The organism is Gemmatimonadota bacterium (genome assembly GCA_016704275.1).
Classification (GTDB): Bacteria; Gemmatimonadota; Gemmatimonadetes; order Gemmatimonadales; family GWC2-71-9; genus Palsa-1233.
On sequence record JADJAK010000005.1, the window covers coordinates 102960 to 124846 of the forward strand.

The following is a 21887-nucleotide window of genomic DNA, read 5'->3' on the forward strand; positions in this document are numbered from 1 at the left end:
AGCCGATCATGCCGAACTTCGCCTACCGTGCGGTGGACGCCGCCGGGAAACGGAGCCGTGGGGAACTCCCTGCCGCCAACGCTGCGCTGCTGACCCGCTCCCTCGAGGAGCGGGGCCTGCTGGTGCTCGAGGTGGCCGAGGCGGCTCCTGCGGGCGGGAAGGGCGGCGGCAGCGGCTCCCGGCGCGACGTGCTCGAGGTGACGCGCGCGCTCGGCTCGCTCCTTCCCGTCGGCATGCCGCTGGCGCAGGCGCTTCAAGCGGCCTCCGGTGTCGCCTCCGGCGTGGTGCAGTCGGCCATTCTCGATGTGCGCGAGCGCGTCGAACGCGGTGACCCGCTCTCGGCGGCATTGGCGGCCCATCCGCGCCTCTTCTCGCCACTCTACGTCGGGCTGGTGCGGGCCGGCGAACGCTCCGGCGATCTCGACAGCGCCTTCGGCCGACTGGCCATCCAGCTCGAACGCGACGAGCAACTCCGCGGTCGCGTCCTGTCGGCCGCGATCTATCCGATGTTGCTCGCCGCGGCGGGCACCTCGGCGATTCTCGTACTGGTCTTCTATGTGTTGCCGCAGTTCGTCGGCCTGCTGCAGGGGAGCGGCGCCGAGCTGCCGCGCTCCACCGCGGCGCTGCTCTGGATCTCGAGCACCATGCGCCGCTTCTGGCCTGTCCTGCTGGCCATTCCGGCGATCGGCGCCATGCTGGTGACGTGGGTGCGCACGACGCCGGCCGGCAAGCGTGCCTGGTCGCAGTTCCTGCTCGCCGTCCCGCTGATCAGCACGCTGCGCCAGTATGCGCTCGCGGCGCGCTTTGCCCGCCTGGTTGGCGTGCTGCTCGGCGGCGGCGCGCCGCTGCTGACGGCGCTCGACGACACCATCGAGTCACTCGACGACCCGCTCGCTCGCGACGATGCCACCCGCATCCGGGCGCGCGTGCGCGAGGGCGTGGCGCTGCGCGCGGCCGTGGCCGACTCGCCGCTCTATCCGCCGCTGCTGGCGCAGTTGATCGGCGTCGGCGAGGACGCCGGCGAGTTGCGCGCCTTCCTGCTCAAGGCCGCGGAGATCTTCGAGGAGCGCACCGAGCGCGCCACCCAGCGTCTGGCGACGCTTGCCGAACCGGCGATGATCATGATCTTCGGCGTGATCGTCGCCTTCGTGGCGCTCTCGCTCCTGCAGGCGATCTACGGCATCAACGCGAACTCGTTCAAGTGACCAGCCGCCGCGGCTTCACCCTGCTCGAGATGTCGATCACCCTCGCGGTGCTGTTGATCGCGTCGGGGTTGGTCGTCCCCGCGCTGGTGGACTTCGGGCAGACGCCTGCACGGCGCACCGCCGGTGCCTTGATCGAGTTGCTGACCACGGCGCGTCACATCGCCATCGACAGCAACGTGACGGTGACGGTGGTGCTCGATCCGGAGACCGGCCGCTATCGCGCCGATTCGACGGGACTGTTGGGGAGTGGCCCAGTCAGCGAGGGCGAGGTGGCGTTCGACGGGCTCGAGGAACTCGTCACCGAGTCCGCACGCCTCACCTGGCGCTTTCGTCCCGACGGCGGCGCGCTCGGCGACACGGTGGTCGTTCGCGGCCAGGAAGGGAGCCTCGTGCTCTCGGTCGATCGCTGGAACGGCGTGGCGAGGACCGATGCGCAATAACCGCGGCGTGACGCTGTTCGAGACCGTCGCGGCGATGACACTGGTCGCGATCACCGCCGTGAGCGCGATGGCGGCGGTGGGCGCCGAACTGCGCACCGCCGAGAAGGCGCGCCACACGCTGGAGGCGGAGGCGCTGGCCACGACGCGACTCGACCAGCTCGCCCTGCTCACCGATCGCGAGCTCCTCTCGCTGCCGGACACAGTCGCGAAGGGCGAGTTCGAGGAGCCGCTCGCCGACTACTCGTGGGAGACCACCTCGGCGGCGTCCAACGCCCAGGCGGGCGTGTACGACGTCGTCGTCACCGTCCGCTGGCCGACCGGCGAGTACGCGATCACCTCGGCGCTCTATCGACGCCCCGCCGTCCCGAGCGCGCGATGAGCACCGGCAATCGTCGCGGGCTCACGCTGCTCGAGCTGACCATCTCGCTGGCCCTCACGGGCATGATGGCACTGATCGGCTTCTCCGCGTTCAGCGGCGTCATCGACCGCCGACGGACCGTGGTCGAGGCGACGATGGCGACGGAGCGCGCCGCGTCACTGCGCACGCTGCTGCACGGTTGGCTCCTCCCGGCACAGATCCAGGCCCAGAGTGGCGGAACGCCGCGCCAAGCGGGCGGACGCGGCGGTGCCACGATCCAGCCGATGCAGGTGTCGAGCGTCCAGGCCGTGACCCCTGCGGTCATCAGCGGCGATGAGCTGCGCTTCACCACGACCGCGGAGAATCCGGCCGGTGCGCCCTCGGCCACGATGCGCCTCTTCATCGACGACGACGAGAAGACCCCGGAGGTCGGCCTCACGGTGGAGTATCAGGCCAACGCGCAGTCGCCGCTCCAACGGCAGCAACTCGACGCCGGAATCGCGGGCATCACGGTGGAGTACCTCGACAGTCGCACCAATCGCTGGTATCCCGCAGTCGGCGCCGCTGCCATCACGCCGCGCGCGATGCGGCTCACGCTGGCCGCGGCGGAGGGCGACTCCCTCCCGGGGCTGCTCCTGGTGCCACTCGTGGTACCGACGGCGCAGCAGGGGCAGGCGGCCGTCGCTGGCGCGGCGGGAGGCGCCGGCGCCATCGGTGGTGGCGGCTTCGGTGGTGGTGGTCGCGGCAACGGCGGCGGCGGAGGCAGAGGCAACGGCGGGCGTGGTGGTGGCGGTGGCGGTGGCGGGCGCGGCCCTGGCGGCGGCGGGGGGCCAGGCGGAGGTGGTGCGCCTCCCGGTGGTCCGGTCGTTGGTCGCGGCGGGGGTGGCCAATGATCCGCAATCGTCGCGGCGTGGCGATGCTCGCTGCCATGTGGCTGATCCTCGGCATCTCGATTGTCGCGCTGCAGTTTGCCTTGAGCGGCAAGGAGCGTCGCGTGCTCGCGCTCGCCGCGGCTGATCGCGGGCAGGGTCGCGGGATTGCCCTCGCCGCACTGGCGAATGTGCAGGCACAGCTCGATCAGGCGGCACGCAGTCAGGCCTCGGGCAACGCCGCGCTCGCCGTGACGCGCTCGGGCGATCCGTGGATGGGCGTCGATTCGATCTACTCGGGCGTCGTGATGCTCGATGAGCACGAGGTGGCCGTTCGGGCACGCGACCTTGGCGCGCAGCTGAACATCAACACCGCCAACGAGGATCAACTCCGCCTCCTCTTCCAGGCCGTGCTGCGCGACGCCGGACTGACCGAACGGCTGGTCCAGCGGATCCTCGATTGGCGCGACGTCGATGACTTGCCGCGGCTCAACAGCGCCGAGCGTGATGCGTATCTGAAGGCAGGTGCGCTGGTGTTGCCGGCCAATCGGCCCTTCCGCGACGTGGCGGAACTGGCGATGGTCGACGGGATGACACCGCAGATTCTCGACCTGATGTCGCCCTATCTCCGTGTGTATGGGCAGGGCACCATCAACTTGAATAGTGCGCCGGAAGCGGTCCTCCGCTCGATCCCGGGGATGACACCGCAGATCCTGTCGAACGTGCTGGCGCAGCGGTCGCGCGGGATGCGAATCGCCTCGGTGGCCTCGGTCGTCCCCGGGGGCCACCGGCGGGCGCGGGAGCGCAGGATCAGTGATCGCCGGACAGATCGGGGCGCTGGCAGTGGTCGATACACGCGAGGTGGAAGTGACGATTGTGGCGACTGCGGGGCCAAGCGCCCTGCCGATCAAGGTGACGGCGCTGCTGCAGCGCAACGGCCAGAGCGCGACCCTCACGTGGGTGCGCTGATGGCCGGCGCGCGCGGAGTGGCGCTGTCGGCGACGGAGGCCCTCCTCCTCGGGGTCGATGGTCGGGCGGGGCGTCTCTCGCTCGCCGAGGCCGCGCCGGAAGCTGCCGCGTGGCCGGCGCTCGAGTCGGCGTTGCGGGAGTGGGGTGAAGCACCGGGGCGCGAGTCGCTCGCCATCGCCCTGTTGCCGCCGCTCGCCGAAGTGCGCTCGATTCCGCTCCCGCCCCTTGGCGACGATGACGTGCAGCAATTGCTGGCCCGATCCGGTGGCCGCTATTTCCTCGCCGCGCGCGGCACCCAGGTGATCGGCGTGATGCCGCGCGGACGGGGCGAGGGTGAGCTGCCCCGGGTCGCCGCGGCGGCCTCGGCACGGCTCATCACCGCCATCGAAGGTGCCGCCCGCGCCGCAGGGTGGTCGGGCGTGACGATCGTCCCGGCCGAGGCGGCATGGGCCGCGGCTGCAGGAGCGATGTGGCCCGCGCGATCCCGCGGGGTCGTGGGGTTAGTCGTCGCCGAGGCGGATCGCACCCTGCTGATCGAGAGCCTCGCGGGACGATTGCAGGCGGTGCGTCGCTTCCGTGCCGGCGATCGGGATGCCGTGTTGTTGGCCGACGCCCTGCGCCCGCTCGATGCGGTCGCGGTGGTCGGTCACGAGTCACTGCGCGGCACGGTGGTTCGGGCGCTCGCGTCGATGGGTCTCTCGGTGCAGCCAATCTCCGAAGAGTGGAGCGGGCTCGCGAGTGACCCCGCGGCGCTCGCCGCGGCGATGGCGTCGGCGGTCGAGACGCCCCGGCTGGCCAGTGCCTCGCAGCGCGTGTCGCAGGCGGCACAGATTCGGCGACTCGCCTGGCAACTCGGTGCCGCGGCCTTGGTCCTGTTGGTCGCCGCCGCCGCGTTCGAGTTGATCGGTGCGCGCCGGCAACTCAGCGCGATTCAATCGGCTCGTGCGGAGGTGGCACCCGCGGTGCAGGCGACGCTGGTCGGGCGCTCGTCGATGGAGGTGGCGTATCGCCGGATCGCCGACGTGGTGACTGCGGAACGGACGGCGCCGGCATGGTCGAGTATTCTGGCGGACTTCGCGGCCCGGGTCCCCGAGGATGCCCACCTCACCGGCTTCCGTGCCCGCGGTGATTCGTTGGTGGTGGATGGCCTGGCGGGGAGTGCCTCGCTGGTCTTCCAGTCGCTCGAGGAGTCGCCGGCGCTCGCCAACCTCCGCGCCTCGGCCCCGGTGCGGCGTCAGGCACCGGAAGGGAGCGACCCGATGGAGCGGTTCACCATTTCGGCAGTGCGCCGCGGCCTGGGTGGGGTGAGCCCATGAATCTCTCTCCGTCCGAGCGCCGCACGATCATGCGCAGCCTCGCCGTCCTCGCCCCCGTGGCGCTCTATTCGCTCGGAGTCCGGCCGTACATGGCCGCACTCGCCGATGTCCGCGATCGCATCCAGGTGGAGTCTGACGCGCTCGCCCGCGAGCGGGCCGCGGTGGAGATGGCGAAGCGCAATCCCGAGGTCCAGCGCCTGACCGACTCGGCCGCCCGCGCCACCGCGCCGCGCCTCTTCGCGGGGCGCGACGACGTGATGGCCAGCGCCGAGCTCGCCGCGTATCTCGGCGACCTTGCCGATCAGCACAAGGTGTGGATGCAGGACGCCACGACGCGCCCCGGGACCACGTCCCCGGCCGGCGTGCGCACCTTGCGGGTCGAGATTCGCGCCGAGTCGGACTTTGAAGGGTTGTTGGAATTCCTTCAGGCGCTCGAGCAGGGGAGCAAGCTGGTGCGAGTCGAGCGCCTCGAGGTGTCCCAGGCGTTGAGCGGCCCCGGGAATGAGGACGCCGAGACACTCACCATTGTCGCGTCGATCAGCGGATATGCCTTGCCAGACTCGACGGCGACGACCTCGCCGGCCCGACCTGACGTGGCGAGGCGCCCGTGAGCGGCCTGATGGAAGTGCGCAGTGCCCCCGCGGTGCGGTGGGCGGCCCTCGGCGTGGTGGCGGCGTTGCTTGTCATGGCGTGGACGGCACGGCGGATGTGGCAGGTGACCGACGTGCCGGCCGCACCGCCGGGAGCGATGCTCTCGACGGAGGCGCTCAACGCACCGGCCCGCCCGGAATCGGTCGACGTCGACGCGGCCGTCTCGCTCGATCTCTTCAATCCGGACCGCATGGCACCGGTCGCGCGTTATCGGTTGCCCAGTGACCCGGCGGCAGTCGCGTCCGACACGCCGCCACCGGCCCGACCGGTCGTGCTCGGCACCGCGATCGCCTCCGACGGGTCGAGTTTCGCGACCTGTCAGCTCGAATCGTCACGGCTGCTGATGGTGCGGGTCGGTGACAAGGTGGGTGTATACCTCGTGAAGGCCATCGAGCGCGGGCGCGTCGTCTTCCAGACGCCGGCCGGCGAACGTCTCGAGATTCAAGCGCTTCGACCCGGGAGTTGATCGTGCCCGTACCCGCTCGCCTTGCCAGCCTCCTGCTTCTCGCCGTGGTGCCCTCGCTGCCGGGGCAGAATCCGCCGCGACGGCCACCCGCGACCACGCCGGCCCCGGCGCCTGTCCCAAGTGTGGCGCTCGACTTCCAGGACCAGGACCTGCGCACCGTCCTCGCCGCGCTGGCCGAGGCTGGTGGCGTGAATGTGTCGCTGAGCAACATCCCGGCGACCAAGGTCACGCTGCGCATGGGGAAGGCGGTCGATCGGGCCGAGTTCGCCGCGATGCTCCGCGCGGTGGCGGAGGCCAATGACCTCAAGGTCGCCACCGCGGGCTCGCTGATGCAGATCAGCGGGACGCCGCAGGTCATCGGTCCGACGGTGCAGCAGCAGGCGCGGCTCGATGCGGCGGCCGCCGAGATGAAGCTCTACACCTTCCGACTCAAGCACACGTCGGCGACGCAACTCGCGCCGGTGCTGACGGCGCTCTTCTCGGGCGGCTCGATCAGCACCCAGAACGCGGCGGCGCGCGGTGCGGCCGGGCAGGGCGGCCGAGGCGCCGCGGCCACCCAGGGCGTGACGGTGGTGCAGGGCGGCGGTCGTGGCGCGGCGGGCCAGGCGCAGCAGCAGCAGGCCAACCCGCTGCAAGGGCTCCAAGCGCTCTTCGGGGGCAATCAGGCCGTGACCAACGAGGTGCGCATCGTCGGCGAGGAGAGCAGCAACGCGCTGCTGATCCGCGCCACCGCCGCCGACTGGGTCTTGATCCAGCAGGTGCTGGCCGCCGTGGACTTGCGGCCGCTCCAGGTCCTGATCGAGGTGACCATTGCCGAGGTGGCCCGCAACACTGACCTCAACGTCGGCGTCTCCGGTACGGGGACTCGGACGAAGGGGAATTCCGCCGACTCAGCGTCGATGCCATCGGCCGCCACAGCCCGCGACTTCATCCTGAAGCTGACTGGCGGCAACGGGACGATCGACTACAACGTGGCGCTCAACGCGCTGCAGACGCGCGGTGACGTGCGGGTGTTGTCGCTGCCGGTGATCATCGCCCAGAACAACCGTGAGGCGGTGCTCAACGTGGGCGAACAGCGGCCGTTCGTGCAGGTGTCGCAGAGCATCCAGACCGGTGCCACCCCGACCACCGTGCAGACGATCACCTATCTCGACGTCGGCACCGTGCTGACGATCACGCCGACGATCAACCCCGACGGCTACGTCAACCTGACCGTCTCGCAGACCGACAACAATGCGACCAACGAGGTGGCGTTCAACGCCCCGGTGATCAGCAAGCGCGAGCTGACCACCCAGGTCTTCCTCAAGGACGGGCAGACGACGGTGATCGGCGGGCTGGCAGGGAAGAGCAGCAGCAAGACCGAGTCGGGCATTCCGATCCTCAGCAAGATTCCGCTCATCGGCAAGTGGCTCTTCGGCAACGTGCGCGAGACGTCGAATACCTCGGAGCTGTTCCTCTTCCTCACCCCGCACGTGATCTTCACCGACGTGGACATCGACCAGTTGCGGCGGTCGGTTGAAGATGGAAGCGAACTGCTCAAGCAGGTGCCGACCGGCGCGCGCATTGTGCCCAAGGCCGACACGATCGGCCTGCCGGTGATTCGCCGCCCCGACTCGACCGCCGTGCGTCGCCCCGTGGGTGGCGGCACCCCGTGACCACCGCCGCGCCGATGGTCGCTGCGCGCCCCGGTTCCGAGCTGCTCGAGGTCGATCGGCTCGCGCCCGCGCTGACCGCCGATTGGCTGGAGCAGCACGGCATGATGCCGCTCCGGCTGGAGGGTGGCCGTCTCGAGGTCGGCAGTTGGCTGCCTGCCCCGGACCCGACCGCCCTCGATGACTTGCGGCTCCTCTTTGACGCCGATGTGGTCTTGCTCCCCTATGGTGAGCACGATCTCCGCTCGGCGATTCGTCGCGTCTACGCGCAGGACGCCACGACCGCCGAGGGGCTGATCGCGGGGCTCGTCGGCGAGCGCGGTGCCATCAACGCCGACGAGATCCCGCTCGACGACCTGGTGCACCTCGCCAACGAGGCGCCGGTCATCAGGCTGGTGAACCTGTTGCTGATCGAAGGGCTGGAGGCGCGCGCGTCGGACGTGCACCTCGAGGGCTATCAGGACGGCCTGCGGGTGCGCTACCGGGTGGATGGGGTCCTGCAGGATGCGCCGTCGCCGCCGCCACACCTCACGGCCGCGATCATCTCCCGCATCAAGATCATGGCGGAGCTGGACATCGCCGAGCGGCGACTGCCGCAGGACGGACGGATTCGGTTGCGATTGCAGAATCGCCAGGTCGACGTCCGCGTCTCGACCGTGCCGACGCTGCGTGGCGAGAGCGTGGTGCTCCGGCTCCTCGACCGCGAGCGGGGCCGCATCTCGCTGACCGACCTCGGCATGGCGGCCGACACGCTGGCGCAGTTCACCGAGGTCATCTCCCGGCCGCACGGCATCGTGCTCGCCACCGGCCCGACCGGGTCGGGCAAGACGACGACGCTCTACGCCGCCGTGGAGTTGATCCGCACCGGACGGGAGAAGATCCTGACCGTCGAGGATCCGGTCGAGTACGAGCTGTCCGGTGTGCCGCAGGTGCCGGTCAACGAGAAGGTCGGTGTCACCTTCGCGGGGGCGCTCCGCGCCCTGCTGCGGCAGGACCCGGACGTGATCCTCGTCGGCGAAATCCGCGATGGAGAAACCGCGCAGATTGCCACTCAGGCGGCGCTCACCGGCCACCTGGTGCTCTCCACGCTGCACACCAACGACGCGCCGACCGCCCTGACCCGCCTCCTCGATCTGCAGGTGGCGGCCTACCTCGTGGCCTCCACGGTCGATGCCGTGCTCGCCCAACGTCTGCTCCGACGCATCTGTCCGACCTGCCGAGCCCCGGCCCCGGAGGATGCTCGCCTGGCCAAACTGGTCGATCTCGACCGCCACGCCCTGCATACCCGTTGGCGGGGCGCGGGATGTGACGCCTGCCGAGGGACCGGCTACCTTGGTCGGGTCGGCATCTACGAGTTGCTGGTCATGGACAATGCCCTCCGGGTCGAGGTGCAGCAGCGTCGCGGCTCCGAGGAGCTGCGGGCCATGGCCATCGCGGGTGGGATGCGGACCTTGCAGGAGGACGGCTTCCGCCTGGTGCGCGACGGGGTCACCACGCTCGAGGAAGTGGTGCGCGTCGCCCGGGCCTGATCGATCCCCCAGGACCTTCGCTCTCGGGTGCCATGCCTGAATCCAGCCATCTGCTGACCAGCACCACCGACCCGCTCTCGCAGGGGATCGTGGCGGTGACCCTGGTACTGCTCTTCCTCCTGCTGACGCTGGAGAAGGCGCATCGCGTGCTGGTGGCGCTCGGGGCGGTGTCGCTGCTCTGGGGCATCACCTACCTCACGCCTTACCACCTGATCTCGTTCGAGGGTGCGGCGCGCGCGCTCGACCTGAATGTCCTTCTACTGCTCGCCTCGATGATGGCCGTCGTTGGCGTGCTCAAATCGACGGGGGTCTTCGGGTGGGCGGTCGCGCGACTGGTCCACCGTGCCGGGAATTCGCCCGCCCGGATCATGATCCTGATCGCCTGGTTCACCGCGATCGCCTCGGCATTTCTGGACAACGTCACCACGGTGATCTTCGTGACCCCTATCGCGCTCGGGCTGGCGGCGCAGCTGGGCGTGGCCCCGATGGCGTTCATCATGCCGATGATCATGGCGGCCAATATCGGCGGGACCGCGACGCTCATCGGCGACCCGCCGAACATCATGATCGGGTCCGGCGCCGGTCTCTCCTTCGGTGACTTCCTCATGCACCTGAGCGCGCCGGTGCTGGTCATGATGGTGGCCCTGCAACTCCTCGCGACGCGGTGGTTCCGCGCGGAACTCACCGGGACCACCCCACGATCGATCGGCGATCCGGCGGCGGCGGACTCGGACGCCACGATCGTCGACCCCACACTGCTACGCGGGATGGGGTGGATCTGCGCCTTCATCCTCGTCGGCTTTCTCACGCACGGCGTGACCGGAATGCCAGCGGCGGTCCCGGCCACGATCGGTGCCGCCGCCGCGCTCATCCTCCAGGATCGCCTCTACGTGCGGAAGCATCACGCCTCGGGCGAGGAGCGGGTCCACGGCATCCTGGGGATCATCGAGCACGAGATCGAATGGCCGACGCTGGTCTTCTTCGCCTTCCTGTTCATCGTGGTGGGCGCCGGGGTTGAGACCGGGCTCATCGCCACCCTTGCCGGTTCCCTTGCGGCGGCGATCGATGCCGGACGGAGCAGCTTCGCCCTCGGCCCCGAGGGCACGCTGCTCTTCGCCGCCTTGCTGATTCTGTGGGCTGCGGCGGGCCTGTCGGCGCTGATCGACAACATCCCCTTCGTGGCCGTCTCCATTCCGATCCTGCACGAGCTCATCCCGACGTTGCCCCCTGGTGCTGACGTCGTCTGGTGGGCACTCGCGCTCGGTGCCTGTCTCGGCGGCAATGCGACCCCGATCGGCGCTTCGGCGAACGTGACGACACTCGACCTCGCGGCACGCCGTCAGGTGCGGATCTCCTTCCGCGAGTTCTGTCACTTTGCCATTCCCACCACGCTCATCACCCTGGTGATCTCCTCCGCGTGGTTGTCGGGGATGATCTTCTTCGACTACCACGCCGCACTGTACGCGTCGTTGGCGGTTGCGGCCCTGCTTGGCGTGGTGGCGAAGGTTCGCCCGGCATGACCATCAATCCGCGCGTGGCCAATCGGCAACTGCACCGACGCGGCGCCCTCCTGGTGGCGCTGCCGTTTCTCGTGGTGGTCGTCACCGGCATCCTGCTGCAGACCAAGAAGCAGTTCGCCTGGATCCAGCCGCCCGAACAGCGCACGGCGAACGAGGTGCCGGGCATTCCCTTCGCCGCGATCCTCGAGGCCGCCGCCAAGCATCCGCAGACCGGGATCACTGCCTGGAGCGACATCGACCGGCTCGATGTCAGGCCCGGCAAGGGGATCATCAAGGTCATCGGCAAGAATCGCTGGGAGTTGCAGTTGGATCAGGCCACGGGTGAAGTACTGCAAGTGGCCTATCGACGCTCGGACCTCATCGAGTCACTGCACGATGGTTCGTGGTTTCATCCCAATGCCAAGCTCTTCCTCTTCCTGCCTGCCGGTGTCATCGTCCTCGGGCTCTGGCTCACCGGGGTCTATCTCTGGTGGCTGCCGATCGGTGCCCGACGGCGGAAGCGCGCGGAGGCGTGACCCCTTGTGCCCGCGCGATCCACTCCCTACGATTGACCGCATCATGAAGCCAACGCTGCTGCAGGTGACCAAGAAGTGTGTCCCGACCCGCGCCAAGAAGTGCGCGGGTCGGGGTCACACGACGTGGTCGGTTCCGGCGTAGCACGCCAGTCCCGTTCCCCACTCGTGGAGCCCCGCCCGACTCACTGTCCGGCGGGGATTTTTTTGTGACCCAACTCGATGTCGTGGAGCTGACCACACGGTTGATCAGCATTCCGTCGGTGACCGGATCGGAAGGGGCTGTCGTGACGGCCGTTGCCGTCCTGTTGGCCGACCGCGGCTGGTCGGTGCAGCGGCAGCCGCTCGACGGTGATCGCGCCAACCTCTACGCCACGCGCGGGCAGCCGGTCGTGGTGCTTTCCACCCACCTGGACACGGTGCCGCCATACCTCCCGCCCCACGAGGCAGATGGGATCCTCTTTGGTCGCGGAAGCTGTGACGCCAAGGGCCTTGCCGCCGCGATGATCGTGGCCGCGGAGCGGCTCGCCGCCGAGGGAGAGGACCGGGTGGGGCTGCTCTTCGTGGTTGGAGAGGAGAACGGTTCGGACGGGGCACTCGCCGCAGCCACGTTGACGCCGAAGGGGCGCATCCTGATCAATGGCGAGCCGACGGGGAATCGTCTCGCCACCGCGCAGAAGGGCGCACTGCGCGTGACCGTCGAGGCGCGCGGGGTGGCCGCGCATTCCGGGTACCCCGAACTCGGGCGCTCGGCGATCGACCAGCTGCTCGATGCGCTGCAACGGATTCGCGCCATCGAGTGGCCGGTCGATCCGCAGCTCGGCCCGTCGACGCTCAACATCGGCCGGGTCGTGGGGGGCGAGGCACCCAATGTGATCGCGCCGTCGGCCCGGGCCGAGTTGATGGTCCGGCTCGTCGGTTCAGGCGCGCCGATTCGGGCCGCGATCCTCGCCGCGGCGGGTCCCGACGTCGCCGTGGCGTTCCCGCTCGAAGTCCCCGCGCTCCGGTCACCATCCTTGCCCGGCTGGGAAGAGATCACGGTGGCCTTCGCCTCCGACCTGCCGCTGCTCTCGGCGTGGGGGACCGGCTATCAGCTGGGCCCCGGCACCATTCATGTCGCCCATACCGATCACGAACAGATCCCGGTCGCCGAGTTGCGCGCCGGCGTGGACCGATACGTTGCGCTCGTACGCACCCTGCTCGCCGGCGACGCGCGATGATCGTCATGAAGTTCGGGGGAACGTCCGTGGCCGATGCCCGCGCCATCACGGCGCTGGGGACGGCGGTGGCCAACGCGGCCGACCAACGGCCACTCGTCGTCGTCTCCGCGCTCTCCGGGGTGACCGATACCTTGCTCCGGCTCAGCCGCGCCGCGGCGCAGGGCGATGCCGCCGCCGTGACGAGCGGGGGTGAGGCGCTCCGCGCGCGGCATCTGGCGGTCGCCACCGACCTCGGCATCGCGGAGCAGGTGGCTGGGCCACTCTGCGCGCGGCTCGACGCGTTGTCCGCGATCCTGGGTGCCGTACCCGCCGAGGATCAGGACGGCTGGCAGGACGCCGTGGTCGGGGTGGGCGAGCTGCTCTCGTCGGTGGTGGTGGCGGCGGCGCTGGAGAAGCGGGGGCTCCCCGCCACCTGGTTCGATGCGCGACGCGTGGTTCGCACCGATGCGCGGTACGGCGCTGCCATTCCCGATCAGGCCGCGATCCGTACGCTCGCCCACGCGCAGCTGGCGCCGTTGTTGGCCTCGGGCGCGCTCCCCGTGACGCAGGGCTTCATCGGCGCCACCGAGGCTGGTGCTGCCACCGTCCTCGGTCGCGGTGGCTCCGACTTCTCCGCCGCGCTGTTGGGCGCTGCGCTCGAGGCCGAGCGGGTGGAGATCTGGACAGACGTGAGCGGGCTGATGACCGCCGATCCGCGGATCGTCCCGGAGGCGCTGGTGCTGGCCGAGGCGACCTACGATGAGAGCGCGGAACTCGCGGCCTTCGGCGCCAAGGTGCTGCACCCGGCGACCCAGTTGCCGCTGGTGGAAGCGGGAATCCCCATCGTGATCCGCAACACCTTCGCCCCCGAGGCACCCGGCACCCGCATCATCGCGGAGACCGAGTACGACGCCACGGTACCGATCCGGTCGATCTCTTCGAAGCGCGGGATTGCGGTCATGCAGGTCCGCGCGGCACGGATGCTCGGTGCCTTCGGTTTCCTGCGGCAGATCTTCGAGGTGTTCGAGCGCCATGAGATCGTGGTCGACGTCCTCGCCACCAGCGAGGTCTCCGTCTCGCTCACGGTCGATCCATCCCCCCGTCTGGAGGCGGTCATGCGGGACCTCGCGCCGATCGGTGAGGTCACGCTGCGCGAGGGCCGCAGCATCGTGGCCGTGGTGGGGCGTGGCATTCGGGACACGCCGGGCATTGCCGCGCGGGTGTACCAGGCGATCGCCGATGTGAACGTCGAGATGATTTCGCTCGGCGCATCGGCATCCAACTTGACCTTCATCGTGCGCGAGGAGGACGGCCCCCGCGTGGTCCGTGCCCTCCATCGCGCCTTCTTCGGGGTGCCGACGTGAGGATCGCGTTGATCGGGAGCGGCCGCATGGCGCAGGCCATTCGGGCGGAAGCAGAGGCGGCCGGCGAGACGGTGGTCACCACGATTGCCCGTGGCGAGAATGCAGCAGGGCAGGCCATCACTGCCGCCCGACTGACCGGCGTCGACGTGGTGTTCGAGTTCTCCACGCCCGAGGCGGTCGTCGACAACCTGCGGGCACTGCAGCCGCTCGGCCTCGCCGTGGTGTGCGGGACGACCGGCTGGGACGCTGCGCGCGAGGGGATCGAGGCGTCGTGGCGAGATGGCCCCGGCGCCTTGCTGGCCGCCAGCAACTTTGCAATCGGCGTTCACCTCTTCCTCCATGCCGCACGCGTGCTCGCGAGTGCGTCGGCGGGTCAGGCGGCCTTCGACGGCTTTCTCCACGAACGCCACCACGCGGCCAAGCGTGATGCCCCGTCGGGCACGGGACTCCGCTTGCAGGAGGCGGCACGCGCGGGCGACCCGACGCGCGACTGGCCCATCACCTCGGTGCGGGCCGGCTCGATCCCGGGCGAGCACGAGCTGGTGCTCGATGCGCCATACGAATCGATCACGCTGCGGCATGTGGCGCGGGATCGTCGCGTCTTCGCGGCAGGGGCCGTGACCGCCGGCCGATGGTTGCGTGGCCGACGCGGTGTGTTCACGCTGGATGCACTCTTCGAGGAGGGTTGATCATGCTCCCGAACGGAACCGGTACGGCGATCGTCACGCCCTTCAGTCCTCAGGGCGACGTCGACCATGAGGCGCTGGCGCAGCTGGTCGACTGGCAGATCGAGGAAGGGGTGGACTTCCTCGTGGCCTGTGGCAGCACGGGAGAGGCCGCGACGCTCTCGTTGGACGAACGATTGGCCGTGACGGCCACCGTCGTGCGCTCCGCGGCCGGTCGTGTCCCCGTCCTCGCAGGCGCGACTGACAATGCCACCGCCCGAGCCGTCGATGAGGCGCAGGCGCAGGCCGCCATGGGTGTCGCCGGCATCATGAGTGCTGCCCCGTATTACAACAAGCCGACACAGGCCGGCCTCGAAGCACACTTCCGCGCCATCGCCGACGCCATCCACCTCCCGCTGCTGTTGTACAATGTCCCCGGACGGACCGGGGTCGATCTGCGTCCGGAGACGGTGGCCCGCCTCGCAGAGCATCCCCGGATTGGAGGCATCAAGGAGGCGAGTGGCGGCGTGCGCCGGGTGATGGACCTGGTGGCCCAGACGCCGAGTGCCTTCGCGGTGCTGTGCGGTGATGACGACATCGTCGTCCCGGCGATCGCGTCTGGTGCACGGGGCCTCATCTCGGTGGCGAGCAACGCCTTGCCCCGGACGATCGCCACAATCGTCCGGCATGCGCGCGCGGGCGACTTCGTCACCGCGCGTGCCGACCTGCTTCCGCTCCTCCCCTTCATCGACCTGCTCTTCACCGAAGCGAACCCGATTCCGGTGAAGGCCGCGCTGGCGATGCAGGGGCGCATCAGTGACACCGTGCGCCTCCCGCTCCTGTCGGCCACCGCTCCGCTCCGTGAGCGCATGGCGCCCTTTCTCCCGATGTCCTCTCGCCTTGGAGTCTCTGCGTGAATTCTCTCGAAACCCGGCTCGCCCCGTTCCTGGACCAGGTTCCACCCGGGCGCGAGGACGAGGCGCGCCGCGCCTTCGCCTCCCTCAAGCTGGCGCTGCACCAGGGGACGATCCGTGCCGCTGAGCGCGACGCCGATGGGACCTGGCGCGTCAACGGCTGGGTCAAGCGCGGCATCCTGCTCGGCTTCCGCCTTGGCGTGCTCGTCGACGCGGGCACGGCGGGGCCGATGCGGTTCTTCGACAAGGACAGCTTCGGCGTCCGCGCGACGACCATCGACGAAGGGATCCGCATCGTGCCAGGCGGCACCGCGGTGCGTGAGGGCAGCTACCTCGCGCGCGGCGTGATCGTGGTGCCGCCCGCCTACGTGAACGTCGGCGCGTATGTCGACGAGGGGACGCTGATCGATTCGCACGCGCTCGTCGGCTCCTGTGCGCAGATCGGCAAGCGCGTGCACCTCTCGGCGGCAGCCCAGATCGGTGGCGTGCTTGAGCCGGCCGGGGCGATGCCGGTCATCATCGAGGACGACGTGCTGGTGGGAGGGAACTGTGGGGTGTACGAGGGGACGATCGTGCGGCAGCGTGCGGTGCTCGCCCCCGGTGTGCTCCTGACGGGCGGGACGGCGGTGGTGGACCTGGTCCACGACCGGATCCTGCGGCGTGAGGGCGACTCGCCGCTGGAGATTCCGGAAGGGGCCGTCGTGGTGCCGGGCAGCCGGTCGGTGACCCACGGGAGCGGGCAGGCGCGCGGGATCTCGCTGTACGCGCCCGTGATCGTCAAGTACCGCGACGAGCGCACCGACGCGGCGGTGCAGCTCGAAGACTTGATCCGCTAGAAACCGAGCTTGGTGATTCGGCCGCCGGGGCCGACGCCCCAGGCGGTCCGGCCCACGCCGCCCACGCTCCAGTACTGGCTGGGGGTGGCAGCCGTCCAGGTGACGCCGGCGTCACGGGTCACCAGCAGTCCGGCGAGCGTCGCGGCGACGGCGGTGTTGCGATCGGCCCCGGGCACCCACGACACCCCGAAGAACGAGCCGCGCACGGCGGGGCGGGGGCGCATGGTCCAGGTCGCGCCGCCATCATCGGTCACGCCCACCACCGCCGAGGCGGTGTCAGTGCGCATCTGGGCAATGCGTGCGCCGACGCCGATCCCGCGCTTGGCGTCGAGCCACGAGGTCGCCGTCATCCCGGCGCCGTCACCCTTCACGAAGGGCGTCGGCACCGGCTTCCACTGCTTGCCGCCGTCGGTCGTGACCAGGAGGCGCCCTTCCGGCGCGCCGGTGGCCACCCAGGCGTTCGACTTCCCCTGACTCACCAGGCAGCCGCCGCTCGCGGCGAAGGCGCCCTCACTCGCCAGCGGCGCGGGGAGGGCGTTGGCAGGGAGCAGGTTCCACGACGCGCCGCCGTTCTCGGTTCGCATCATCATGGTGCGGCCGTTGGCCGCGTCGCTGAAGGCCACGCCGTGCTTCGTGTCGAAGAAGGTGAAGCAATCGAAGAACGCCGCAGTGTCCGCGTTGGTGAACTGCAGCGTCCACTGTGCGCCACCATCGGTGGTGTGGTAGATCCGCGACTTGGCCCCCGGTCCGGCGGCCAGCAACCATGCCTCCTCGGCACTGAACGCATGCACGTCGCGGAACTCCATCGTCTCCGCGCCGGGCACCGCCTTCAGTTCCCAGGTCGTGCCGCCGTCGCGCGTCCGCAGGACCGTTCCCTTGTGGCCGCTGACCCACGCGACCTGTTCGTTCACGGCCGCCACCGCCTGCAGCAGGGCAGTGGTCCCGCTCGTCTGCTCGGTGACGACCGGGGCCTGAGCCGCGAGGGCGGCCGGAACCAACGCGACGACGACGGCGAAACGACGCATGCGAATCACCTCAGTAATTGGGGAGCGACTTCCGCATCCGGACGGTGAGCGAGTCGGCCTTCGCGGCGGTCACGCTGTCTCCCAACTGCCGGAAGGCCTCGGCGCCGCCACCATACACCAGATAGTACAGCCCGAGAATCGAGGCCGACGGCTCGTCGACCCATCCTGCGGGACGCTCGCGTGCGGCGGCTTCCGGATGGTACACCCCGAAGAGGAGCGCCCGCGTGCGGGCCACGTCGACCCAGGAAAAGTTCTGCGTCATCCGGATGGCGCCACCTTCGGTGATCGGTCGCGGCATCACCTGGCGCACCATCCCCTGCGAGAGCAGGTACGGCCGGAGGCCGAGGGAGGCGTCGGGATAGTTGCCGGTGCTCCACGAGAAGTAGATCGGCCGCTTGCCGAGGTTGTCGCGGATGAGGAGCGCGGTGGCGATGTCGCTCCGCGTCATGTACTCGCCGCCAAAGCGGAGCACGAGCGAGTCGATCATCATCCCGGCGTTCTTCGGCGTCTGCGAATACTCCGGCAGCGAATCCAGTCCCTGGGTCGTCATCGCGAAGACGGTGTTGGTCGGCTTGACCCAGTTGGCCGCGGCCGGAGCACCGAGCGGCACCGTGTCGGCGTCGCTGCGCGGGCGCCAGAGCGCGGCGGCCGTCGCGGGGTCGAACGTCGGCGTCTCGCGGCGGCGGATCTGCCGGAGGTGCCAGTCGGTGTTCATCAGCGAGAGGTTGGCCAGCGTCACGTCACGGCGAATGCCGAGCACCTCCTGCGCAAACCAGAGCGGGAAGGTGTCGTTGTCGCCGGCGGTGATCAGGATGCCGTACGGCTCGACCGACTCGAGGATGTCGATGGCGAAGTCGCGGGCCAGCGTCTCGTGGGCGCGCGATGCCGAGACGCGGTTGCCGAAGAACGGCACCAGGCCGAGCAGCAGCACCGGCGTGCCGACCAGCCAGCGCCGCGAGTCGCTTACCCGATCGCCCAGCATCTCGCCGATATAGCGGATGGTGGCGGCGAGGCCGGCCGCAATCAGGACCCCGACGAAGGCGAACGAGACGACGAAGAAGTAGTCACGCTCGCGGACTTCGCGCATCTCCTGCGTGATCGCGGCGTTGTTGACCTGGAACGAGTAGCCGTACTTGAAGTTCAGGTAGTAGATCAGCATCAGAGTCACGGTGAACAACAGCGCCCCGGCGGCGAGGCCAGCCCGCTTGTCGCGACGCAACAAGGCGAGGACGCCGCCCAGCGTGGTGGCCGTGAAGATGCCGACCATCAGGCTGCGGAAGGCGCCGAGGTCGCGGCCCCACTGCCAGCTCCAGTACGTCCAGTAGTTGGTCAACTGGGCGGAGAGCGGCGACTGCCGCAGCGAGAGCTCCGGCTTGCCGTACTGCACGCGGCCGAGGACATCCTTGAGCGCCTGCGAGAAGAAGCCGACGGGCTCGCCCTCGTTGATCGGCGGATACTGACCGGCGCGAATCGGCAGGTAGACGTAGTTGAGCGAGAGCCCGACCACGACGGCCAATGCCACCGCGGCGATGACACGCGGGCGGAGCATGACGCGCCAATCGGTCATCAGCACATAGATGCCGACGACGGGCATCGCCAGCACGCCCATCATGTGGTTGGTCGAGGACAAGGCGGTGAGATACACCGCGGCCACCACCCAGCGATCCCGCCGCTCACCGGCCGGCTCGTCGGCCCAGCGCACCATGCACCAGACCACCATCGCGATCGAGAGCAGCGACACCGTGTAGACCTTCTCGTTCACCGTGCTCTGATTCCACACGGTCCACGCCATCGCCGAGGCGAAGACGCCGGCGAACGCCGAGGCGATGCGCGGGCCGCGCGCCGTCGGGAGGATCGGCCGCAACCACCGCTCCGCCACCAGGAACCAGAGCCCGGCACCGCCCGCGCTGGTGATCGCCGCGAAGAGGTTGATCCGCACCGAGTACTCCGCCGCCAGCGGCAGGAGTCCCCAGGCGTGCGCCATCAGCGTGAAGAGCGGATTGCCCGGCGGGTGCGGGATGCCAAGCACCTTGGCGGCGGCGATGTACTCCGACGTGTCCCAGAAGGCCGTGGTCGGCGACAGGGTCATGAGGTACACCACGAACACCACCAGGAAGGTGGCGACGGCCCAGAGGTAGGGCGGGCGTTCGGCGGGCGTATCGGACACGCGTGGCTCCGGTGCGGTGGGGGAGGTCAAGGTGGTGGTTGGTCGAGCCGCGACTTAATGGCGGAACATTCGGGCGCCGGTCATCACCATGGCAATGCCAAGGCGATCCGCGGCGGCAATCACGTCGGGGTCCTTGATCGAGCCACCGGGCTGGATGATCGCTCGAACCCCCGCTTCGGCCGCGGCTTCGACGCCGTCCGGAAAGGGGAAGAAACCATCGGAGGCCAGTACCGCGCCATCCAGGTGGTGTCCGGCCTGCCGTGCCTTGTGGACGGCGAGGAAGGAGGCATCCACACGGCTCATCTGCCCGGCGCCGATGCCGAGGGCCTGTTCGCCCCGGGCCAACAGGATCGCGTTGGACTTCACGGTGGCCACGGCCGCCCAGGCGAAGCGGAGGTCGATCATCTCCTCGGCCGTCGGCGTGCGGCTCGTCGGGACCGACCAGCCATCCTCGCTGTGGTCGAACGCAAACTGGTCCTGGATCAGGAAGCCGCCGCGAATGCGCTTCCAATCGAGGCTGCTGTGGCCGACGGGGACGGGGAGCTCGACGATGCGGAGGTTCCGCTTCTCGCCAAAGATCGCGAGGGCGTCGGCATGAAAGGCCGGGGCAGCGATCACTTCGATGAAGAGGTCGCGCATCGCCTCGGCGGCGGGGCGATCCACGACGGTGTTGAAGGCGATGACGGAGCCGAAGGCGGAGGTCGGATCGGTGGCGCGCGCCCGCTCGAACGCTTCCGTGGCACTCCGCCCCAGGGCGATGCCGCAGGGCGTCGTGTGCTTGATCACGGCGCAGGCGACATCGTGGCTCCAGGCCGCGACGGCCGCCATGGCGGCATCGATGTCGAGCAGGTTGTTGAAGGAGAGTTCCTTCCCCTGCCGCTGCGTCAGGTCACCGATGCCACGCGGCTCCTCGGTCACGTAGAGGGCGGCGCGCTGCTGCGGGTTCTCGCCGTAGCGGAGCACCTGGCGCCGCTCCATCGCCAGGGCGATTCGCTCCGGGAGCGAATCCTGGCGCGGCGTGAGGTAGCCGGCGATGGCATTGTCGTAGTCGGAGGTGTGCGTGAACACCTTCGCGGCGAAGCCTTGGCGCACCTCGAGCGGGATCTCGCCCCCGGCGACCAATTCGAGGACCTGACCATAGTCGCGCGGATCGACCACCGGGAGGACGAACTCGAAGTTCTTCGCGGCGGAGCGCAGCATCGACGGGCCGCCGATGTCGATGTTCTCGATCGCGTCCTCGAACGACACGTCCGGATGGGCGATCGTCGCGCGGAAGGGATAGAGGTTCACGGCGACAAGCTGGAAGGAGGCGATGCCGTGCTCCTTCATGACCCGGACATGTTCGGGACGATCGGGGCGAGCGAGGAGCCCGGCGTGGACCACTGGATGGAGCGTCTTGACGCGACCGTCGAGGATCTCGGGGAACCCGGTGATCTCGTCGACGGTGGTCACCGAACAGCCGGCGTCCCGGAGCAGCGCCGCGGTGCCGCCGGTGGAGACCACTTCCCATCCCAGGCGAATGAGTTCCTGGGCAAAGGCCACTACACCACGCTTGTCGCTGACCGAGATCAGGGCACGCTGCATCGTCACAAACTCCGGTGCGGAATCAGACCGCAGGGGGAAGATCAAACGGGACCGGTCGTCCGGCGCTCGCCGCCGCCGTCACGGCCGCGGGCAGGAGCCGGTGCTCGGCGGCCAGGACCCGCAAGGCCAACGACCCGGGCGTGTCGCCCGGCTGCACCGGCACTCGGGCCTGCCCGAGGATGGCGCCGCGGTCGTAGGCCTCGTCCACCAAATGCACGGTGGCGCCACTCTCCGTGTCGCCCGCCGCCAAGACCGCCGCGTGGACTCGCTCTCCGTACATGCCCGGGCCACCGTGCCTGGGCAGCAGCGCCGGATGAATGTTGATGATCCGACCACGGTAGGCCGCCACGACCTCGGGCGGCACCAGCTTCAGATAGCCCGCCAGCACGACCAGGTCGACCCTGCCGCCCTCGAGCGCGGCCAGCCACTCGGCCCCATCCTGGTGGTCGTGGAGCCGGTGCGCGGCGATGCCACGCCGCTCGGCCGTCTCGAGCGCCGCGGCGTCGCGGTCGCTGAGCACCAGCACCACGTCGGCCCCCGTGCCCGGGGCGTCGCAGAGCGCCAGCAGGTTGCTTCCGCGGCCCGAGACCGCCACTGCCACACGATAGCTCACAGCCCTCCAATCTAACGGGGCCTCCCCGGAATG

At 69.6% G+C, this 21887-nt stretch carries 20 protein-coding genes; 16 read left to right on the forward strand and 4 right to left on the reverse strand.

All coding sequences use genetic code 11. The annotated features are described in order from the left end of the window. The first annotated feature begins 8 nt into the window (after positions 1–8). The 16 genes from IPG05_11200 to IPG05_11275 all read left to right on the forward strand — a co-directional run bounded on the left by IPG05_11200 (position 9) and on the right by IPG05_11275 (position 16465). A complete protein-coding gene (locus tag IPG05_11200; protein ID MBK6495644.1) occupies positions 9–1205 on the forward strand; it encodes a type II secretion system F family protein in 1197 nt (398 codons plus the stop codon). Continuing rightward, the gene (locus tag IPG05_11205) at positions 1202–1645 is read left to right on the forward strand and encodes a GspH/FimT family pseudopilin (GenBank protein MBK6495645.1); all 444 of its coding nucleotides are present in this window, start codon (positions 1202–1204) and stop codon (positions 1643–1645) included. Before IPG05_11200 ends, IPG05_11205 begins: the two co-directional genes overlap by 4 nt. Further along, on the forward strand, positions 1635–2024 hold the full coding sequence (locus IPG05_11210; GenBank protein ID MBK6495646.1) for a type II secretion system protein: 390 nt from the start codon (positions 1635–1637) through the stop codon (positions 2022–2024). The genes IPG05_11205 and IPG05_11210 overlap by 11 nt, the downstream gene beginning before the upstream one ends. Beyond that, a complete protein-coding gene (locus tag IPG05_11215; GenBank protein ID MBK6495647.1) occupies positions 2021–2896 on the forward strand; it encodes a prepilin-type N-terminal cleavage/methylation domain-containing protein in 876 nt (291 codons plus the stop codon). The genes IPG05_11210 and IPG05_11215 overlap by 4 nt, the downstream gene beginning before the upstream one ends. Beyond that, complete coding sequence (locus IPG05_11220) at positions 2893–5157, forward strand: general secretion pathway protein GspK (GenBank protein ID MBK6495648.1); 2265 nt, start codon at positions 2893–2895, stop codon at positions 5155–5157. The genes IPG05_11215 and IPG05_11220 overlap by 4 nt, the downstream gene beginning before the upstream one ends. Next, entirely contained in the window at positions 5154–5768 is a 615-nt protein-coding gene (locus IPG05_11225; GenBank protein ID MBK6495649.1) for a hypothetical protein, read from the forward strand. The genes IPG05_11220 and IPG05_11225 overlap by 4 nt, the downstream gene beginning before the upstream one ends. Further along, the gene (locus IPG05_11230; protein ID MBK6495650.1) at positions 5765–6274 is read left to right on the forward strand and encodes a hypothetical protein; all 510 of its coding nucleotides are present in this window, start codon (positions 5765–5767) and stop codon (positions 6272–6274) included. The genes IPG05_11225 and IPG05_11230 overlap by 4 nt, the downstream gene beginning before the upstream one ends. A 2-nt stretch (positions 6275–6276) precedes the next feature. After that, positions 6277–7929 (forward strand): type II secretion system protein GspD, encoded by a 1653-nt coding sequence (locus IPG05_11235; GenBank protein MBK6495651.1) that lies wholly within the window; start codon positions 6277–6279, stop codon positions 7927–7929. Next, a complete protein-coding gene (tadA, locus tag IPG05_11240; protein MBK6495652.1) occupies positions 7926–9455 on the forward strand; it encodes a Flp pilus assembly complex ATPase component TadA in 1530 nt (509 codons plus the stop codon). The genes IPG05_11235 and tadA overlap by 4 nt, the downstream gene beginning before the upstream one ends. 32 nt (positions 9456–9487) lie before the next feature. Then, the gene (locus tag IPG05_11245; GenBank protein ID MBK6495653.1) at positions 9488–10975 is read left to right on the forward strand and encodes a TRAP transporter large permease subunit; all 1488 of its coding nucleotides are present in this window, start codon (positions 9488–9490) and stop codon (positions 10973–10975) included. Beyond that, complete coding sequence (locus IPG05_11250; protein ID MBK6495654.1) at positions 10972–11490, forward strand: PepSY domain-containing protein; 519 nt, start codon at positions 10972–10974, stop codon at positions 11488–11490. The genes IPG05_11245 and IPG05_11250 overlap by 4 nt, the downstream gene beginning before the upstream one ends. Before the next feature lie 206 nt (positions 11491–11696). Then, positions 11697–12707: a M20/M25/M40 family metallo-hydrolase gene (locus IPG05_11255; GenBank protein MBK6495655.1), complete on the forward strand. Its 1011-nt coding sequence runs from the start codon at positions 11697–11699 to the stop codon at positions 12705–12707. Further along, positions 12704–14050, forward strand: coding sequence for a lysine-sensitive aspartokinase 3 (gene lysC, locus IPG05_11260; GenBank protein ID MBK6495656.1), 1347 nt, complete (start codon positions 12704–12706; stop codon positions 14048–14050). Before IPG05_11255 ends, lysC begins: the two co-directional genes overlap by 4 nt. 26 nt (positions 14051–14076) lie before the next feature. Continuing rightward, complete coding sequence (locus tag IPG05_11265; protein ID MBK6495657.1) at positions 14077–14739, forward strand: 4-hydroxy-tetrahydrodipicolinate reductase; 663 nt, start codon at positions 14077–14079, stop codon at positions 14737–14739. A gap of 2 nt (positions 14740–14741) precedes the next feature. After that, on the forward strand, positions 14742–15632 hold the full coding sequence (locus tag IPG05_11270; protein MBK6495658.1) for a 4-hydroxy-tetrahydrodipicolinate synthase: 891 nt from the start codon (positions 14742–14744) through the stop codon (positions 15630–15632). Beyond that, positions 15629–16465: a 2,3,4,5-tetrahydropyridine-2,6-dicarboxylate N-succinyltransferase gene (locus tag IPG05_11275; protein ID MBK6495659.1), complete on the forward strand. Its 837-nt coding sequence runs from the start codon at positions 15629–15631 to the stop codon at positions 16463–16465. The genes IPG05_11270 and IPG05_11275 overlap by 4 nt, the downstream gene beginning before the upstream one ends. Here the strand turns inward: IPG05_11275 and IPG05_11280 are convergent. Genes IPG05_11280 through IPG05_11295 form a run of 4 tightly spaced genes read right to left on the reverse strand, consistent with a single transcriptional unit; the run spans position 16462 to position 21854 of the window. Beyond that, the gene (locus tag IPG05_11280; GenBank protein MBK6495660.1) at positions 16462–17490 is read right to left on the reverse strand and encodes an oxidoreductase; all 1029 of its coding nucleotides are present in this window, start codon (positions 17488–17490) and stop codon (positions 16462–16464) included. The two genes, IPG05_11275 and IPG05_11280, sit on opposite strands and share 4 nt — an antisense overlap. Positions 17491–17500: 10 nt before the next feature. Further along, positions 17501–19657: a DUF2723 domain-containing protein gene (locus tag IPG05_11285; protein MBK6495661.1), complete on the reverse strand. Its 2157-nt coding sequence runs from the start codon at positions 19655–19657 to the stop codon at positions 17501–17503. A gap of 54 nt (positions 19658–19711) precedes the next feature. Beyond that, a complete protein-coding gene (purH, locus tag IPG05_11290; GenBank protein MBK6495662.1) occupies positions 19712–21241 on the reverse strand; it encodes a bifunctional phosphoribosylaminoimidazolecarboxamide formyltransferase/IMP cyclohydrolase in 1530 nt (509 codons plus the stop codon). Between the two features lie 22 nt (positions 21242–21263). Next, the gene (locus IPG05_11295) at positions 21264–21854 is read right to left on the reverse strand and encodes a phosphoribosylglycinamide formyltransferase (GenBank protein ID MBK6495663.1); all 591 of its coding nucleotides are present in this window, start codon (positions 21852–21854) and stop codon (positions 21264–21266) included. Positions 21855–21887 lie beyond the last annotated feature (33 nt).

Excerpts from the sequence above, each read along its gene's own strand:
- IPG05_11200 (MBK6495644.1), top strand. The coding sequence starts at position 9 with ATGCCGAACTTCGCCTACCGTGCGGTGGACGCCGCCGGGAAACGGAGC.
- IPG05_11210 (MBK6495646.1), top strand. The coding sequence starts at position 1,635 with ATGCGCAATAACCGCGGCGTGACGCTGTTCGAGACCGTCGCGGCGATG.
- IPG05_11215 (MBK6495647.1), top strand. The coding sequence starts at position 2,021 with ATGAGCACCGGCAATCGTCGCGGGCTCACGCTGCTCGAGCTGACCATC.
- IPG05_11220 (MBK6495648.1), top strand. The coding sequence starts at position 2,893 with ATGATCCGCAATCGTCGCGGCGTGGCGATGCTCGCTGCCATGTGGCTG.
- IPG05_11225 (MBK6495649.1), top strand. The coding sequence starts at position 5,154 with ATGAATCTCTCTCCGTCCGAGCGCCGCACGATCATGCGCAGCCTCGCC.
- IPG05_11245 (MBK6495653.1), top strand. The coding sequence starts at position 9,488 with ATGCCTGAATCCAGCCATCTGCTGACCAGCACCACCGACCCGCTCTCG.
- IPG05_11250 (MBK6495654.1), top strand. The coding sequence starts at position 10,972 with ATGACCATCAATCCGCGCGTGGCCAATCGGCAACTGCACCGACGCGGC.
- lysC (MBK6495656.1), top strand. The coding sequence starts at position 12,704 with ATGATCGTCATGAAGTTCGGGGGAACGTCCGTGGCCGATGCCCGCGCC.
- IPG05_11265 (MBK6495657.1), top strand. The coding sequence starts at position 14,077 with ATGGCGCAGGCCATTCGGGCGGAAGCAGAGGCGGCCGGCGAGACGGTG.
- IPG05_11270 (MBK6495658.1), top strand. The coding sequence starts at position 14,742 with ATGCTCCCGAACGGAACCGGTACGGCGATCGTCACGCCCTTCAGTCCT.
- IPG05_11280 (MBK6495660.1), bottom strand. The coding sequence starts at position 17,490 with ATGCGTCGTTTCGCCGTCGTCGTCGCGTTGGTTCCGGCCGCCCTCGCG.
- purH (MBK6495662.1), bottom strand. The coding sequence starts at position 21,241 with ATGCAGCGTGCCCTGATCTCGGTCAGCGACAAGCGTGGTGTAGTGGCC.